Genomic DNA, 15459 nt, shown 5'->3' with positions numbered 1-15459 from the left:
ACCTTCGGTCGGCTGCGACAGTTCGGCGCGCGCTCGAGCTGGCCAAAAATGACGCGATCTCACATTTTTCCCGCCATCGAGGCTTGGCAGCCCCCGGGAAAATCGTCATAAAAACATACGGCTGTTACCGCTATGCGGACCATGACGGCGTCGTCTGCGACCGTTGCGTCAGCGATGGTCCTTGAGGGGCTTCGGCACCCAATCTCCAATATGCCCAAGAGAAGGGAACGATACGATCGAATACGCGGGGAAATTGCTTTCTGTCTTCATCCTAGCCCCGTTTGCGGGGAGCCTCATTGCAATCTTCTTTCCGTCCGATCAACGCGGCGCAACGGCCTGGTTCGCAGGCGCGATCGCGCTGCTCTGCTTCCTCGTTGCGGTTTGCCTCTACCCCTTCGTCACCTCCGGCGGCGTTCTTCGCTATGAACTTGCCTGGATGCCCGAGCTCGGCCTCAACTTCACCTTGAGAATGGACGGCTTTGCCTGGTTGTTCACGGTGCTGGTGACCGCAATCGGCGTGCTCGTCGTGCTCTACGCCCGCTACTACATGGCGGCAGAGGATCCGGTACCGCGCTTCTTTGCCCTGTTTCTCGCCTTCATGGGGTCGATGCTGGGCGTCGTTCTCTCCGGCAATCTGATCCTGCTTGCGGTCTTCTGGGAGCTGACGAGCATCGTCTCCTTCCTGCTGATCGGCTATTGGCACCACAATGCCCACGCCCGCGACGGTGCGCGCATGGCGCTGACGATGACCGGCATGGGCGGGCTCTGCATGCTTGTCGGGCTTTTGATCATGGGCCGCGTCGTCGGCAGCTACGACCTCGACGTCGTGCTTGCCTCCGGCGATACGATCCGCAACCACCCACTCTATGTCACGATGCTGGTCCTGATCCTGCTCGGGGCCTTGACCAAGAGCGCGCAGTTCCCGTTCCATTTCTGGCTGCCGCACGCGATGGCAGCACCAACCCCCGTCTCCGCCTATCTGCATTCGGCGACGATGGTGAAGGCAGGCGTGTTCCTGCTCGTCCGGTTCTGGCCTGTGATGGCCGGCACCGAGGCCTGGTTCTGGATCGTCGGGCTCGCCGGCCTGACGACACTACTGCTCGGCGCTTACTTCGCCATCTTCCAGCAGGATCTGAAGGGGCTTCTGGCCTATTCGACCATCAGCCACCTGGGCCTGATCACGGTGCTGCTCAGCCTCGGAAGTCCGCTCGCGGCGGTCGCCGCCGTCTTCCACATCGTCAATCACGCGACCTTCAAGGCATCACTGTTCATGGCGGCCGGCATCATCGACCATGAGACCGGAACGCGCGACATGCGCAAGCTCGGCGGGCTCATACGCTACATGCCGGGAACCGCAATGCTCGCCATGGTCGCCAGCGCCGCGATGGCCGGCGTGCCGCTGTTGAACGGTTTCATCTCCAAGGAAATGTTCTTCGCCGAAGCGATCGAGACGCACCAGGCCAATTTGCTCGATACGATGACGCCCTATGTCGCCACGCTCGCCGGCATGTTCGCGGTGACCTATTCGCTGCGCTTCATCCACAGCGTCTTCTTCGGCCCGACGCCGAGCGATCTGCCCAAGATCCCGCATGAGCCGCCGCGCTGGATGCGGGCGCCGATCGAGTTCCTGGTGCTGGCCTGCCTCGTCGTCGGCATTATCCCGGCCATCACCATCGGCCCGTTCCTGCACACAGCCGTCGTGTCTATCCTCGGTGCCAGCACCCCGCAGTACAACCTTTCGGTCTGGCACGGCTGGAACCTGCCGCTGATAATGAGCTTCGTGGCGCTTCTCGGTGGCATCGGCCTCTATTTCCTGATGGGGAACTATCTGGCGACCAGCACCGAAGGGCCGCCGGTCTTCCGCCTGCTGCACGGCCAGCGCATCTTCGAGCGGGTACTGGTGACCCTGTCGTGGAAGTGGGCGCGCTGGCTCGAACAGAGGCTCGGCACGCGCCGACTGCAGCCGCAGATGCGGTTCCTGGTCTTCGTCGCGATCGTCGCCGGCGCCCTGCCGCTGCTGCTCAATCATTTCGAACTGCCGCCGCTTCTGGTGCGCGGCATCGATCCGGCCTTCGCCCTGCTCTGGGCGATCGGCATCGCCTGCGCGGTTGGGGCCGCCTACCAGGCAAAGTTCCACCGGCTGGCGGCACTCGTGCTTCTCGGCGGCGCCGGTCTCGTCACCTGCATCACCTTCGTCTGGCTGTCGGCCCCCGATCTTGCGGTTACCCAGCTCCTCGTCGAGATCGTCACGACTGTGCTGATCCTGCTCGGCCTGCGCTGGCTGCCCAAGCGCATCGAGGACACGCAGGAATCAGAATTGCTGTCGCTGCGCGTCCGTCTGCGGCGCCTGCGCGACTTTCTGCTGGCCATTGTCGCAGGCGGCGGCGTGGCGCTGATCGCCTACACCGTGATGACCCGCCCAATGCCCGAAACCATCGCCAGCTATTTCCTCGAGCGTGCCCACAAGGAAGGCGGCGGCACCAATGTCGTCAACGTCATCCTCGTCGACTTCCGCGGCTTCGACACGCTCGGCGAAATCGCCGTGCTGGCGATCGTGGCCCTGACCGTCTTTGCACTGTTGCTGCGCTTCCGTCCTCAGGCAGACAGCCTTGAGGCGCCGGTACAGCAGCAGGTCCAAAATGCCTTCGACGACGATCATCCCGATCGCGCAAAGGGCGACAGCGTCGCCGAATATCTGTTCGTTCCATCTGTCATCATGCGCTGGATGTTCCCGGTCAGCGGCATGCTGGCCGCCTATCTCTTCCTGCGCGGCCACGACCTGCCGGGCGGCGGCTTTGCGGCCGGCATCGCCATGTCGATCGGCTTCATCCTGCAATACATGTCGGGCGGCACCCGCTGGGTCGAGGAGCGGCTGCGCATCCACCCGCTGCGCTGGATGAGTATCGGCATCATCGTCGCGGCGGCAACCGGCATCGGTTCGTGGCTGTTCGGCTATCCGTTCCTGACCTCGCACGCGCAATATGTCACCCTGCCGATCGTCGGCAAATTCCCGCTGGCAAGCGCAATCCTCTTCGACCTCGGCGTCTTCTCGCTGGTGGTCGGGGCAACCGTGCTCATCCTGATCGCGCTTGCGCACCAGTCGATCCGCGCTCCGCGTGCCCATGCCCGTGCCGTCCTTCGCGCCGGAAAGGAGGCGAAGTAATGGAGATCATCCTGTCTGCCGCCATCGGCGTCCTCACCGCCTCGGGCGTCTATCTCCTGCTCCGCCCACGCACCTACCAGGTGATCATCGGCCTGTCGCTGCTCTCCTATGCCGTCAATCTCTTCATCTTCAGCATGGGTCGGCTGCGCGTGAATGCGCCCCCCATTCTCGAGCCCGGCGGCGTCGGCGATCTCTCGCGCTACACCGATCCTGTGCCGCAGGCGCTGGTGCTGACCGCGATCGTCATCGGCTTTGCCATGACGGCGCTCTTCCTCGTCGTACTGCTCGCCTCGCGCGGCTTCACCGGCACCGACCATGTCGATGGAAGGGAGCAGCGCAGTGACTGATTGGCTGCACCACCTGATGATCCTGCCGATCCTCTTGCCGCTGATGGTCGGCGCGGCGATGATCCCGATCGACGAGCGCAACCGCATGGCCAAGGGCGTGATGGGCTTCGTCTCGACGCTCGCCCTCTTCGTGCTCTCGATGGTGCTGATGCGCGCTAGCGCCTCGACGGAAGGCTTTCTTGCGGGCACAAGCGTCTACCAGCTCGGCAACTGGCCGGCGCCGTTCGGCATCGTACTGGTGCTCGACCGGCTCTCCGCGCTGATGCTCTGCCTGACGAGCGGCCTGGCGCTCGCCGCCCAGGTCTATTCGATCGCCCGCTGGCACACCGCCGGCCATCACTTCCACTCGCTGTTCCAGCTGCTGATCGCCGGGCTCAACGGTGCCTTCCTGACGGGGGATCTGTTCAATCTCTTCGTCTTCTTCGAAATCATGCTCGCGGCCTCCTACGGCCTGCTGCTGCACGGCTCGGGCCCGCTGCGCGTCAAGGCCGGCCTGCATTATGTCGCGATCAACCTTGCCGCCTCGTCGCTGTTCCTGATCGGTGTCAGCCTGATCTATGGCGCGACCGGCACGCTCAACATGGCCGACCTCGCGGTCAAGCTTGCGACCATCTCGCCAGAGAACCGCCAGATGGTCGAAGTTGGCGCCGGCGTGCTCGGCGTCGCCTTTCTGGTCAAGGCCGGCATGTGGCCGTTGAGCTTCTGGTTGCCCACCGCCTATTCGGCGGCAACGCCACCGGTTGCGGCCGTCTTTGCGGTGCTGACCAAAGTCGGCATCTACGTCATCCTGCGGCTGTCGCTGCTCGTCTTTGGCGCCAATGCCGGGGTGTCCGCCGGCTTCGGCCAGACTCTGCTGGTGGTCGGCGGCATGCTGACCATCGCCTTCGGCGCCATCGGCGTACTCGCCTCGCAGGCGATGGCCCGGCTTGCCGCCTATTCGGTGCTCGTCTCTTCGGGCACGCTGATGGCGGCGATCGGCCTCGGGCATTCCAGCATGATTGCCGGTGCACTGTTCTACCTCGTCAGTTCGACGCTGACGATCTCGGCCTTCTTCCTGTTGATCGAACTGGTGGAGCGCGGCCGCGATGCCGGCGCCGACGTTCTGGCGGTGACGATGGAAGCCTATGGCGATGCCGACGAGGACGAGGAAGTCGATGAAGCGGGTGCCGCCATTCCCGGCACCATGGCCGTGCTCGGCCTCTGCTTCTGCCTCTGCGCGCTGCTGCTCGCCGGCCTGCCGCCGCTCTCGGGTTTCGTCGCCAAATTCGCGATCCTGAGCGGCCTCTTCGGCCTTTCCGGCCCCGAGGCCGCGCCGGCGATTTCTGCCGCCGACTGGACTTACGTCACATTGCTGATCCTGTCCGGCCTCTCCGCCATGATCGCCATGAACCGCGTCGGCATCCGCACCTTCTGGGCCTCGATCGAAAACACCGTGCCGCGCGTCTTCGTCATCGAGATTGCCCCCGTCGTCGTGCTGCTCGGCGCCTGCATCTTCCTGAGCCTGCAGGCCGGGCCGACGATGCACTACATGCAGGCAACGGCCGATTCCCTGCTCGACCCGTCGGGCTACACCCAGCGCGTCCTCAGGGCGCCACGTGCGGGAGGGCAGTAACCGATGCGCACCTGGTTCCCCTACCCGCTGCTGTCTGTCGGCCTGCTCATCATCTGGCTGCTTCTCAACCAGTCGGTCGCCCCCGGCACGATCGTCATGGGCACGATATTGAGCGTCGCGCTCGGCTGGGTGACGCTGAAGCTCAATCCCGCCCACTCGCATCCGCGCCGGATCCTGCGCACGCTGCGCTTCGGCGCCAGCGTCGTCGTCGACGTCATCCGCTCCAACATTGCCGTCATGCTAGTGATCCTGCGCGCCGGACGGCGGGCGCCGAACTCGGGCTTCCTGACGGTCGACCTCGATCTCGAAGACGAAAACGCGCTTGCTCTGCTCGCCTGCATCATGACGGCGACGCCGGGCACCGCGTGGCTCGAATACGACCGCCGCCGGAAGTCGCTGCTCTTCCACGTGCTCGACATGGAAAACGAGGAGATCTGGCTGCAGACGGTGAAGCGCTATGAGGCAGGTTTGAAGGAGATGTTCGGATGACTGAGCTTGCAATCATCTGGTCGATCCTGATCGCGCAGATCATGATCGGGCTTGCCATGGCCTTCGCGCTCTACCGCATGGTCAAGGGACCGCGGGCGCAGGATCGCATCCTCGGCCTCGATACGCTCTACATCAACGCCATGCTGATGCTGCTATCCTTCGGCATCCGCACCGCCAACAGCCTTTATTTCGAATCGGCGCTGATCGTCGCGCTGATCGGCTTCGTCTCGTCGATCGCCTTCGGCAAGTTCCTGATGCGCGGGGAGTTGATCGAATGAGCCATCTGACCGACCTTCCGACCTGGGCCGCCATTGTCGTCTGCGGGCTCGTTCTTCTCGGCGCGGCGATTGCGCTGATCGGCTCGCTCGGCCTGCTGAGGTTGCCGGATTTCTACACCCGCCTGCATGCGCCGACCCTTGCCACCAGCGGCGGCGTCATCCTCATCTGCACCGCCTCGATCATCTGTTTTGCCGTGCTGCAGAGCCGCTGGGTGTTCCACGAAGTGCTGATCATCGTCTTCGTCATCATGACCACGCCGGTGACGCTGATGCTGCTCGGCCAGGCAGCACTTTATCGCGACCGCGTCGAGCAACGCCGCGGCGTTCCGTTGAAACAGAAGCCGCTGCCCGAAGAGAGCGCAGAGTAGGCCTACTCGCGCCCGCGGAAGCGGCGCTGATAGGCGGGATCGTAGAGCGAGCTTTCGCGGAAATCCGACGCTTCCAGTCCCAGACCGACGAAGATCAGCGCGGTGCGCTCGATCGGCTCCTCGGCCACCTTGGCGGCGATGGTGCCAAGCGTGCCACGCACCACCCGTTCATCCGGCCACGACGCCTTGACGACGATCGCCACCGGGCATTCGGCGCCATAGAGCGGTGTCAGTTCCGCAACGACCTGGTCGAGCGCATGGATGGCGAGATGGATGGCAAGGGTCGAGCCGGTGGCGCCGAAGCCGGCAAGCGTCTCGGTGTTTGGCATCGGCGAGGCACGACCGGAAACCCGCGTCAGCACCAGGCTCTGGGCGACCGCCGGAATGGTCAGCTCGCGACCGAGCGTCGCGGCCGCGGCGGCAAAGGCCGGCACGCCGGGGGTCATGGTATAGCCGATGCCGTGCTTTTCCAGCCGGCGGATCTGCTCGGCAACCGCGCTCCAGACCGAGAGGTCCCCGGAATGAAGCCGGGCGACATCCTCGCCGACTTCCGCCGCGCGCACATATTCCGCCTCGATCTCGTCGAGCGACATCGGCGCGGTATCGACGATGCGGGCGCCGGGCGGACAATATTGCAGCAGTTCCGGCGAGACGATCGAGCCGGCATAAAGGCAGACCGGGCAGCGCCCGATCAGATCGCGGCCGCGAACCGTGATCAGGTCCGCCGCTCCCGGACCGGCGCCGATGAAGTGTACCGTCATGTGTCTCTCCGAATGTTTTGGAGCGTCCCCTTTGCACACAGCATCGTGGATCCACGCCATCTCATAATTGCGCAAGTCGGACGTAAAACGCTCCGCCCTTTTGCGCGAATGTTCTTTCGCGTGCCGTTGTCGCAAAACCGCGGTACACTTTTGCGCGACATGCTCTAGGCCTTGGTCCAGGACCATTGCGTCACCGGCATCGCCGGGCGCCATCCCGTCATGCCGCCGACCGGCGAGGCGCGGGCGATGTCGATGCGGATCAGCGATCCGCCGAGCCGCGCGTGGCGTTGAAGCAGCACCGCTTCCATTTCCGTCGTAACCGCGTTGGCGACAAGCCGGCCGCCGCTGCCAAGCGCCGCAACGGCTGCGTCCATGACGCCAGGCTCGCTGCCGCCACCGCCGATAAAGATTGCATCGGGACGCGACAGGCCTGAGAGAGCCGCCGGCGCCTTGCCTTCGACGACGGTAAGGCCGGGCACGCCGAATGCCTCGGCATTGCGGCCGACACGCGCCGCGCGCTCCGGCGAGGCCTCGATGGCGATCGCCCGCATGGCCGGATCGGCCAGCATCCATTCGATGCCGATCGAGCCGGAACCGGCGCCGATATCCCAGAGCAGCTCGCCCTTGCGCGGCGCCAGCGCCGAAAGGGTCAGCGCCCGCACCTCCCGCTTGGTGATCTGGCCGTCATGTTCGAACAGCGTGTCGTCGCGCCCGGCCGAAAGCGGCAGCACCCGTCCGCCCTGATCAGCGGCCACCTCGATGGCGCAGACGTTGAGCGGATGGACCAGACCCAGCATGAAGCGCGAGGCAATCTGCGTCGTCACGCGTTCGCCGGCGCCGCCAAGGGCCTCCAGAACCGTAAGCCTGGACTGACCGAAACCGCTTGTTGCGAGCAGCTCGGCGAGCGCCTTCGGTCCCGCCCCATCCGAGGTCAGAGCGAGCACCCTGTTGCCGGGCTGCAGGTGTGGCCGCACTAGATCGATCGGCCGGCCGTGCAGCGAAACGAGCGTTGCCTCCTGCAGTGCCCAGCCGAGACGTGAGGCGGCAAGGCTGAAGGAGGACGGTGCCGGAAGCGTGCGGATCTCAGGCGCGGCGACGCGGCGCGCAAGCGTGGCGCCGACGCCGAAGAAGAAGGGATCACCTGAGGCGAGCACGACCACCGGGCTGCCGCGACGCGCAACGATCTCCTCGACCGAGCGGCCGAACGGGCTTTGCCAGACGCGGCCCTCGCCCTTTATCAGCGAGTGCGTCAGCTCCATGTGGCGGGCACCGCCATAGACGACCGGCGCAGCGGCAATCAGCCGCTTGGCCTCGTCGCCGAGACCGGCTACACCATCCTCGCCTATGCCGATGATGGTCAACCAGGGGGAGACGATGGCCGGATCGCTGTTCGACACCTCAGCCATGGAAAAACCTCGCATTCTCATTCTTGGCGGGACGACCGAGGCCCGCGAACTGGCATCCCGCCTTGCCGGTGACATGCGTTACAACACCATGATCTCGCTTGCCGGCCGTACGGCGATCCGCGCCCGCAGCCAGTCAAGACCCGCATCGGCGGTTTTGGCGGCGCCGAGGGGCTCGCAGCCTTCCTCAACGCCGAACAGATCGCGCTGGTCGTCGACGCGACACACCCCTTCGCCGCCCGGATTTCCCAAAACGCCGCCGCGGCGGTAAAGGCTGCGCGGGTGCGCCTGCTCGCCCTGCAGCGCCCGCAGTGGCAAGCGGAAGCCGGCGACAACTGGACCGGCGTCGGCACCGTTGCGGAGGCGGTCGTGGCCCTTGGCGACGCCCCGCGCCGTGTCTTTCTCGCCATCGGCCGGCAGGAGGCCTTTCATTTCGAGACTGCGCCGCAGCACAGCTACGTCATCCGCAGCGTCGACCCGGTGACCCCGCCCCTGAAACTGCCGGACGCGACGGCGATCCTTGCCACCGGCCCATTTGCCGAAACGGACGAGATCGATCTGCTTAGGGCTCATCGCATCGACGTCATCGTCGCCAAGAACAGTGGCGGAGCCGCAACTTATGGAAAGATCGCGGCTGCGCGCAGGCTGGGGATCGCGGTGATCATGGTCGAGCGCCGCAAGCCCACCGACGTGCTGTCGGTGAGCGACTGCGATGCCGCGCTCGAACGCATCGATCAATGGCTGTCTCCCGCATAGAAACGCGGCGTATAGACCAGATCCGGCTTGCCTTCGCGCGCAACGATGCGCGTTTCCGACGAACCGATGATGACGCATGTCGCCATGTCGGCGCGGCTGGCGTCGGCCTCGCCGAGCGGCATGACGGCGATGCGCTCATCCGGCCGGCCGGCGGCGCGACCGAAGATCACCGGCACTGTTGCCGGCAGCACGCCGCGCAGGATTTCGAAGGCCTCGCCGAGCTGCCAGGGCCGTGCCTTGCTGATCGGATTGTAGAGCGCGATCACCAGCCCGGCTTCCGCCGTGAGCTTCAGCCGCTTGGTGATGACCTCCCAGGGCTTCAGGTTGTCGGACAGCGAGATGGCGCAGAAATCATGGCCAAGCGGCGCGCCGATGCGCGCGGCAACCGCCAGCATCGCGGTGACGCCGGGCGTCACCACGAGATCGACGGACTTCCATTCCGCCGGTCCCTTGTCAATCGCTTCGCAGACAGCAGCCGCCATGGCAAAGACGCCGGGGTCGCCGCCCGATACCATGCAGACCTTGGCGCCGGCAGCAGCGCGCGTCAGTGCCGCCTGTGCGCGATCAAGCTCCTCGCGATTGTCCGACGCGATGCGCATCTGGTCGGGCCTGAGGTTGAGGCGATCGAGATAGGGGATGTAGCCGAAGAATTCCTGCGCGTTTGAGACCGCCTGCGCCGTCTCCGGCGTCATCTGCTCGGCATTGCCGGGGCCCGTGCCGACGACATAGAGCGTGCCGGTCATGGCCTGTCCTTCCACCCGGGAACGAGCACGAGCGAGAAGTATGGCGCCTCGTCATCGGGCTTTTCGGCAAGTGCCGTCATCGCCGCGTTCTTCATCGTGCCACGCTCGACATAGACGGCCTGGTCGAGCCGGCCGGAGGCGGCAAGCGCCCGGCGGATTTTCGGCAGGTTGCGCCCGACCTTCATGATGACGGCGGCCTCGGTATCGGCAAGGCGTCGTCCAAGCTCACCTTCCGCCATGGTGCCCGGCAGGACCGACAGGACGTCGTCGCCCTGGACCAGCGGCAAGCCGGCAAGCGACCAGCAGCCGGACATGGCGGTGATACCGGGGATGACTTCGACCGGGAAGCGCCCGGCAAGCCGCACATGCAGATGCATGTAGGAACCATAGAACAGCGGATCGCCCTCGCTCAGCACCGCAACGGTCCGCCCGACCTCGAGATGCCTGGCGACTGCGTCAGCAGAAGCGTTGTAGAAATCGGTGATCTGGCTCTTGTAGGCGCCGTCGTCCTTGTCGATCTCGGTGGTCACGGGATAGTAGAGCGGCAATTCGATGAGACCGGGCTTCAACAGCCCCTCGACAACAGCGCGGCCATTGCTGCTGCGGCCTGCCTTGGCGAAATAGGCAAGCACATCCGCCTCGCCCAGCGCCTTGACGGCCTTGACCGTCAGCAGCTCCGGATCGCCGGGGCCTGTGCCGACGCCGATCAACCGGCCCATGCCTGCCCCGCTCACAGGCCCGGCCTCGCTAGCGAATTGAGTGCTGCAGCCGTCATGGCGCTGCCGCCGAGGCGACCGCGCACGATGGCGAAGGGCACGCCATAGGAATTCTCGGCAAGCGCATCCTTCGATTCCGCAGCACCTACGAAACCGACCGGCATGCCGATGATCGCAGCCGGCTTCGGCGCGCCATCGCGCAGCATTTCGAGCAGATAGAAGAGCGCCGTCGGCGCGTTGCCGATCGCGACGACCGCACCAGCCATGTGCTCACCCCAGAGCTTCAGTGCCGCAGCCGACCGGGTATTGCCGATCTCGGCTGCCAGTTCCGCGGTGCGCGGATCGCGAAGCGTACAGATCACCTCGTTGCCTGCAGGCAGGCGCGCCCGCGTTACGCCCCGCGCCACCATCTCGGCGTCGCAGAGGATCGGCGCGCCGTTCTTCAGGGCGCCGCGGGCAGCGGTGACGAAATCGGGAGAGAACACGAATTGCTTCGACGCCTCGACGAGGCCGCAGGCATGAACCATGCGCACCGCGAGATCGGCTTCCTCCTCGGAGAAGGCGGAAAGGTCGGCTTCTGCCCGAATGATGGCGAAGGAACGCTCATAGATGGCGTTGCCATCCCGGATGTAATCATACTCAGGCATTTCTATCCCTGTTCGAACGCAGCCGAGACGCGCGCGGCACCCAGCCGTGTAAGACAGGACCGCGCCGATTCGCCAGCGTCTTTGTTTTCCCGCACCAGGCCAGCCAGCCGTTCCAGCGCGGATTTCATTCCATTTTCATCGGTGTAGGCATTCGCGCCATCCTTCGCCGCCCCATTTACGACAAGCGCATATCCTGATGGCGCACCCACCAGCGTCAACGCCGACGCCTTCGGACGGGCGCAGCCCTTGACGCAACCGGAGAGGTGCACCGTCAGCGAGCCGTCGAGCAGATCCGGCGCCGTTTCCACCCATAGCCGCGCCATCGCCTTGGTGTCCATCCATGCGGAAGCGCAGCCGGTGCTGCCGGCGCAGGTGGCAATGTGGTTTCGCGGGTCATCCGCTGCAATACGAAAGCCCTGCGCCAGCGCCAGCCGCTGGACGATTTCGGCCGCTTCCGGCTCCAGACCCAGCATGAAGAAACTGTGGCCGGGCGCAAGCCGGATTTCTCGCGCCCCAAGCTCCGCGGCTTGCCGCAGAAGGGCGATGAGGCTGATAGCGTCGATTTGGGCGAAGGCGAGCCCAAGGCCAAGGACAGCACCAGTCGAGCCGAGATCGTGGATACCGACGACCGGAGACACCGACATCGGAGCCGGAACGATCTCGACAAAGTCGGCGCCCACCGGACAGAGCATCTGCACCGCATCGATCTCGAGATCCCGGCCACGCGCAGCCGGCCCGATGTCGGTCAGCGCTGCAAGAATCCGGATAACGATCGGCACGACCGCCTCGGTTCGAAGCGCGCAAATGGGCTTCGCCGTTGCAGCGGTTCCCGCAAGCGATAGGTTCCACCAGACGTCCCCGCCGCGCCCGACAGCCTGCAGACGGAGATCGGCAACCGTATCGCCGAGGTGGAACCGGCCGCCGCCATCGACGATGATGGCGAGCTTCGGCGCCAGCCGCAGTGCAGCGCCTCGTGCGGCGATCTCTTTGCGCAGCACGGCAGCGAGGATCCGTGGGTCGATGATCTCTTCCGGATCGATGCCGGCAAGCGGTGGCGTCTCGATGGCAACTCCATCGGGGACCACGATCGCCGCTTCGCCGATCGCTTGGGCAAGGCCGGGAACGGTCGATGCCGTCAGCCTGCGGACCTGCAGATTGCCGCGCGCGGTAATTTCCAGGATGCCATTGCCGAACTGCCGGGCGGCCTCAGCGACATCAGAGAACTGGGAAAGCGTCAGGCTGCCGTCGAGCGGCCGCAGCCGCACCAGCAGGCCATCGCCGGTCGGCATCGGTGCTGCAAGCGACGGGCACGCACCCCGGCGCATAGAGGCGGCGGCATCCATTGTTTGCGATGTCGGCACGGCGCAACTGCTCATAGTCTTGTCTCGGTCGCTCCCAGCGGTCGCCCTCTCGTTGGGCTTTTTTTTCACCAGACGCTATAGCACAGCCACCGACGTTGAGAGAGATCAAAGACGACGGGAAAAGCCTGGAGAAAGCAGGCACAACAGCGGCTATTCCTCGAAATCGGCACCCTTGCGCAAGAGGTAGATATCCATGATCCACCCCATGCGCTGGCGTTCCCTTGCGCGGGTCGCCAGGATCTCGTCCTTGACGTCGGCCAAGCGGCCGGAGATGACGATTTCGTCTGGCGTTCCGAGATAGGCGCCCCAGTAGATCTCGGCGTCCGGATCGTCGATCCGCTGGAATGCCTGCTCGCCATCGAGCATGACGACCGACGTCTGGCTGCGCTTCGGAAAACTTTCGGACAGGCGGCGCCCGGTGGTGATCTCGACCGGTTTGCCGACAAGGTTCAGCGGAATGCGGTGGCTGGCGCAAAGCGCCTGCAGGCTGGTGATGCCGGGAAGAACGTCATAGTCGAACGCGACCTTGCCACGCGCCTTCACCCGTTCGACGATGCGGATGGTGCTGTCATAGAGCATTGGGTCGCCCCAGACGAGAAAGGCGCCGGTTCCGTCTTCGGTCAGTTCGCCATCGATCAGGCGCTCGTAGATTTCGGCGATGCGGGCATGCCAGTCGTCGACGCTGCCATCATAGCTGACGCCCTCGGTGCGGCGGACCGGCACAGCGAATTCGACCGTGCGGCTGTCGGCGCGCGTGACGTAGCGCGCGCAGATCTCGCGGCGCACCTCCGCAAGCTCGGTCTTTTTCTCACCCTTGGTCGGGATGAACAGCACGTCGGCGCGGTTGAGCGCATTGATCGCCTGTACAGTCATATGCTCGGGGTTGCCGGAGCCGATGCCGATGATCAGAAGTTTTCGCACGCGGTCCTCGCCTTTGTTATCTGCAGCAGATCAAAGTGTTGCAGTGTCTTTGGCGGATTGCCGATTGAGACACAAGACCCGCCCGCGACACGCTCCCAGCCGTCGGCGTCATTGCTTGGCGCGCGCGCTTAAGGTGCCTCCGGATTTTCCGGCAGCGTCCAGTCGATCGGCTCAAAGCCTTTCGAGGCGAGGAAGGCATTGGCCTGGGAAAAGTGCCGGCAACCGAGAAAGCCGGAATGCGCCGAGAGCGGCGAGGGATGCGGCGCCCGCAAAACGAGATGGCGCGAGCGGTCGACGAAGGCGGCTTTCTTCTGCGCGTAGGAACCCCACAGCAGAAACACCACCGGGTGATCGGCCTCGTTGACGGCGCGGATGATCGCGTCGGTGAAGCGCTCCCAGCCCCGCCCTTGATGTGAAGCCGCCTGCCCGCGCTCGACCGTCAGCACGCTGTTGAGCAGCAACACGCCTTGTTTCGCCCAACTTTCGAGAAAGCCGTGACGAGCCGGTGGAATACCGAGGTCGGCGTTCAGTTCCTTGTAGATGTTGACGAGCGAAGGTGGCGTTCTGACGCCCGGACGCACGCTGAAGCAGAGCCCGTGCGCCTGGCCGTCACCGTGGTACGGGTCTTGCCCCAGGATGACGACGCGCACCTTGTCGAGCGGCGTCAGATCGAGCGCCCGAAAATATTCAGGTCCCCGCGGAAAGATCTGCCGTCCTTCGCTGCGCGCGCCGACCAGGAACTGCTTGAGTTCGCCCATATACGCGCTGGAAAATTCGGGCTCCAACGCCGCCTTCCAGCTTTCTTCGAGCTTCACTGCCGTTTCCATCACGCCTCCGGTCCGTTTCATCCGCTTGCCGCCCCGGAATTTAGAGCGATCACCCGCAGCCGCAAGCGCTAACCGCGCGACGAGCCGCTTGTTTCACGGCTTTTACTAGCGCTTTCGAGCAGCATTGTATTTCAATGGATACAACGCTAATCAGGATGAGATATCGTTATATCCTGAAAAATATCACGAACTTGATGGAGGCAAGACTGATGATGCAACGCAGACAATGGCTGAAGGGGCTGGTGCTCGCCCTTGGCGTCGCCTGGGCCGGCGCGACCTTCGCGCCAAGCGCCGCCATGGCCGAGGACAAGGTAACCGTTTTTGCTGCCGCGAGCCTGAAGAACGCGCTCGATGCGATCAATGCCGAATGGCAGAAAGAAAGCGGCAAGGAAACGACCGTCTCCTATGCGGCCAGCTCCGCGCTCGCCAAGCAGGTGGAACAGGGCGCACCGGCTGACGTCTTCATCTCCGCCGACCTCGCCTGGATGGACTATCTGGCCGAGAAGAAGCTGATCAAGGACGACACCCGTGCCAACCTGCTCGGCAACAGCATCGTTCTCATCTCGGGCAAGACAGACGCGCAGCCGGTCGACATCAAGCAGGGCTTCGATCTGGCAACGCTACTCGGTGACGGTCGCCTGGCGATGGGTGCAGTCGATTCCGTGCCGGCCGGCAAATACGGCAAGGCAGCGCTTGAAAAGCTCGGCGTCTGGTCGAGCGTCGAACAGAAGGTTGCGGGCGCCGAGAGCGTGCGCGCCGCACTGCTGCTCGTTTCGCGCGGGGAAGCGCCCTATGGCATTGTCTACCAGACCGACGCTGCAGCCGATCCGGGCGTCAAGATCGTCGGAACCTTCCCCGAGGACAGCCATCCGCCGATCATCTATCCGATCGCAGTCACCACGGACAGCAAGAACGCCGACGCGACCGCCTATGTCGACTTCATCAAGTCCGACAAGGCAGCGCCGCTCTTCGAAAAGCAGGGCTTTACTATCCTGAAATAGCGCGTGCGGCGCCTGTCCAGAAACGGGCGAAGCATCTATCTTTCTCCAGCGCGCGCGGACATCGCG

Annotated in this window: 15 protein-coding genes and 1 pseudogene; 8 read left to right on the top strand and 8 right to left on the bottom strand. The window is 64.6% G+C overall.

Annotated features, from left to right (window positions below):
* The first annotated feature begins 235 nt into the window (after positions 1 to 235).
* Genes BKP54_RS27645 through mnhG form a run of 6 tightly spaced genes read left to right on the top strand, consistent with a single transcriptional unit; the run spans position 236 to position 6257 of the window.
* Positions 236 to 3163, top strand: a complete 2928-nt coding sequence (locus tag BKP54_RS27645; protein WP_337797751.1) for a monovalent cation/H+ antiporter subunit A — start codon at positions 236 to 238, stop codon at positions 3161 to 3163.
* A complete protein-coding gene (locus BKP54_RS27640) occupies positions 3163 to 3510 on the top strand; it encodes a Na+/H+ antiporter subunit C (RefSeq protein WP_025428214.1) in 348 nt (115 codons plus the stop codon). Before BKP54_RS27645 ends, BKP54_RS27640 begins: the two co-directional genes overlap by 1 nt.
* Positions 3479 to 5122 carry a monovalent cation/H+ antiporter subunit D gene (locus BKP54_RS27635; RefSeq protein ID WP_025424927.1) on the top strand — a complete coding sequence of 548 codons (1644 nt, stop codon included), beginning with the start codon at positions 3479 to 3481 and terminating at the stop codon, positions 5120 to 5122. The genes BKP54_RS27640 and BKP54_RS27635 overlap by 32 nt, the downstream gene beginning before the upstream one ends.
* 3 nt (positions 5123 to 5125) lie before the next feature.
* A complete protein-coding gene (locus tag BKP54_RS27630; RefSeq protein WP_025424928.1) occupies positions 5126 to 5611 on the top strand; it encodes a Na+/H+ antiporter subunit E in 486 nt (161 codons plus the stop codon).
* The gene (locus BKP54_RS27625; RefSeq protein WP_025424929.1) at positions 5608 to 5889 is read left to right on the top strand and encodes a K+/H+ antiporter subunit F; all 282 of its coding nucleotides are present in this window, start codon (positions 5608 to 5610) and stop codon (positions 5887 to 5889) included. Before BKP54_RS27630 ends, BKP54_RS27625 begins: the two co-directional genes overlap by 4 nt.
* Positions 5886 to 6257: a monovalent cation/H(+) antiporter subunit G gene (gene mnhG, locus BKP54_RS27620; protein ID WP_025424930.1), complete on the top strand. Its 372-nt coding sequence runs from the start codon at positions 5886 to 5888 to the stop codon at positions 6255 to 6257. Before BKP54_RS27625 ends, mnhG begins: the two co-directional genes overlap by 4 nt.
* A 2-nt stretch (positions 6258 to 6259) precedes the next feature.
* Here mnhG and cobM read toward each other — a convergent pair whose 3' ends face one another.
* Both cobM and cbiE read right to left on the bottom strand, forming a co-directional pair.
* Positions 6260 to 7018 (bottom strand): precorrin-4 C(11)-methyltransferase, encoded by a 759-nt coding sequence (gene cobM, locus BKP54_RS27615; RefSeq protein ID WP_025424931.1) that lies wholly within the window; start codon positions 7016 to 7018, stop codon positions 6260 to 6262.
* Positions 7019 to 7182: 164 nt separating this feature from the next.
* On the bottom strand, positions 7183 to 8424 hold the full coding sequence (gene cbiE, locus BKP54_RS27610; protein ID WP_107028392.1) for a precorrin-6y C5,15-methyltransferase (decarboxylating) subunit CbiE: 1242 nt from the start codon (positions 8422 to 8424) through the stop codon (positions 7183 to 7185).
* Here cbiE and BKP54_RS27605 point away from each other — a divergent pair.
* Positions 8393 to 9177 (top strand): annotated as a pseudogene (locus tag BKP54_RS27605) (cobalt-precorrin-6A reductase). The gene cbiE and the pseudogene BKP54_RS27605 overlap by 32 nt on opposite strands.
* On the opposite strand, the gene BKP54_RS27600 reads toward BKP54_RS27605, so the two are convergent.
* The 6 genes from BKP54_RS27600 to ung all read right to left on the bottom strand — a co-directional run bounded on the left by BKP54_RS27600 (position 9156) and on the right by ung (position 14392).
* The gene (locus BKP54_RS27600) at positions 9156 to 9920 is read right to left on the bottom strand and encodes a precorrin-3B C(17)-methyltransferase (protein ID WP_025424933.1); all 765 of its coding nucleotides are present in this window, start codon (positions 9918 to 9920) and stop codon (positions 9156 to 9158) included. The pseudogene BKP54_RS27605 and the gene BKP54_RS27600 sit on opposite strands and share 22 nt — an antisense overlap.
* On the bottom strand, positions 9917 to 10654 hold the full coding sequence (locus tag BKP54_RS27595; protein ID WP_084815202.1) for a precorrin-2 C(20)-methyltransferase: 738 nt from the start codon (positions 10652 to 10654) through the stop codon (positions 9917 to 9919). The genes BKP54_RS27600 and BKP54_RS27595 overlap by 4 nt, the downstream gene beginning before the upstream one ends.
* Entirely contained in the window at positions 10651 to 11283 is a 633-nt protein-coding gene (locus BKP54_RS27590; protein WP_025424935.1) for a precorrin-8X methylmutase, read from the bottom strand. Before BKP54_RS27590 ends, BKP54_RS27595 begins: the two co-directional genes overlap by 4 nt.
* A 2-nt stretch (positions 11284 to 11285) precedes the next feature.
* Entirely contained in the window at positions 11286 to 12659 is a 1374-nt protein-coding gene (gene cobG / locus BKP54_RS27585; RefSeq protein ID WP_025424936.1) for a precorrin-3B synthase, read from the bottom strand.
* Positions 12660 to 12794: 135 nt separating this feature from the next.
* Positions 12795 to 13565 (bottom strand): precorrin-6A synthase (deacetylating), encoded by a 771-nt coding sequence (gene cobF, locus BKP54_RS27580; RefSeq protein WP_025424937.1) that lies wholly within the window; start codon positions 13563 to 13565, stop codon positions 12795 to 12797.
* A gap of 128 nt (positions 13566 to 13693) precedes the next feature.
* Positions 13694 to 14392 carry a uracil-DNA glycosylase gene (ung, locus tag BKP54_RS27575; RefSeq protein WP_025424938.1) on the bottom strand — a complete coding sequence of 233 codons (699 nt, stop codon included), beginning with the start codon at positions 14390 to 14392 and terminating at the stop codon, positions 13694 to 13696.
* Positions 14393 to 14601: 209 nt separating this feature from the next.
* On the opposite strand from ung, the gene modA reads away from it, so the two are divergent.
* Entirely contained in the window at positions 14602 to 15393 is a 792-nt protein-coding gene (modA, locus tag BKP54_RS27570) for a molybdate ABC transporter substrate-binding protein (RefSeq protein WP_025424939.1), read from the top strand.
* The last annotated feature ends 66 nt before the right edge of the window (positions 15394 to 15459 follow it).

It is taken from the genome of Ensifer sp. 1H6, from assembly GCF_001976035.1.
GTDB classification, from domain to species: domain Bacteria; phylum Pseudomonadota; class Alphaproteobacteria; order Rhizobiales; family Rhizobiaceae; genus Ensifer; species Ensifer canadensis.
The sequence above is the reverse complement of the archived record's forward strand: the minus strand, read 5'-3'. Positions and strand labels throughout refer to the sequence as shown.

Excerpts from the sequence above, each read along its gene's own strand:
- BKP54_RS27640 (WP_025428214.1), top strand. The coding sequence starts at position 3,163 with ATGGAGATCATCCTGTCTGCCGCCATCGGCGTCCTCACCGCCTCGGGC.
- BKP54_RS27635 (WP_025424927.1), top strand. The coding sequence starts at position 3,479 with ATGTCGATGGAAGGGAGCAGCGCAGTGACTGATTGGCTGCACCACCTG.
- BKP54_RS27630 (WP_025424928.1), top strand. The coding sequence starts at position 5,126 with ATGCGCACCTGGTTCCCCTACCCGCTGCTGTCTGTCGGCCTGCTCATC.
- BKP54_RS27625 (WP_025424929.1), top strand. The coding sequence starts at position 5,608 with ATGACTGAGCTTGCAATCATCTGGTCGATCCTGATCGCGCAGATCATG.
- mnhG (WP_025424930.1), top strand. The coding sequence starts at position 5,886 with ATGAGCCATCTGACCGACCTTCCGACCTGGGCCGCCATTGTCGTCTGC.
- cobM (WP_025424931.1), bottom strand. The coding sequence starts at position 7,018 with ATGACGGTACACTTCATCGGCGCCGGTCCGGGAGCGGCGGACCTGATC.
- cbiE (WP_107028392.1), bottom strand. The coding sequence starts at position 8,424 with ATGGCTGAGGTGTCGAACAGCGATCCGGCCATCGTCTCCCCCTGGTTG.
- BKP54_RS27600 (WP_025424933.1), bottom strand. The coding sequence starts at position 9,920 with ATGACCGGCACGCTCTATGTCGTCGGCACGGGCCCCGGCAATGCCGAG.
- BKP54_RS27590 (WP_025424935.1), bottom strand. The coding sequence starts at position 11,283 with ATGCCTGAGTATGATTACATCCGGGATGGCAACGCCATCTATGAGCGT.
- cobG (WP_025424936.1), bottom strand. The coding sequence starts at position 12,659 with ATGAGCAGTTGCGCCGTGCCGACATCGCAAACAATGGATGCCGCCGCC.
- ung (WP_025424938.1), bottom strand. The coding sequence starts at position 14,392 with ATGGAAACGGCAGTGAAGCTCGAAGAAAGCTGGAAGGCGGCGTTGGAG.
- modA (WP_025424939.1), top strand. The coding sequence starts at position 14,602 with ATGATGCAACGCAGACAATGGCTGAAGGGGCTGGTGCTCGCCCTTGGC.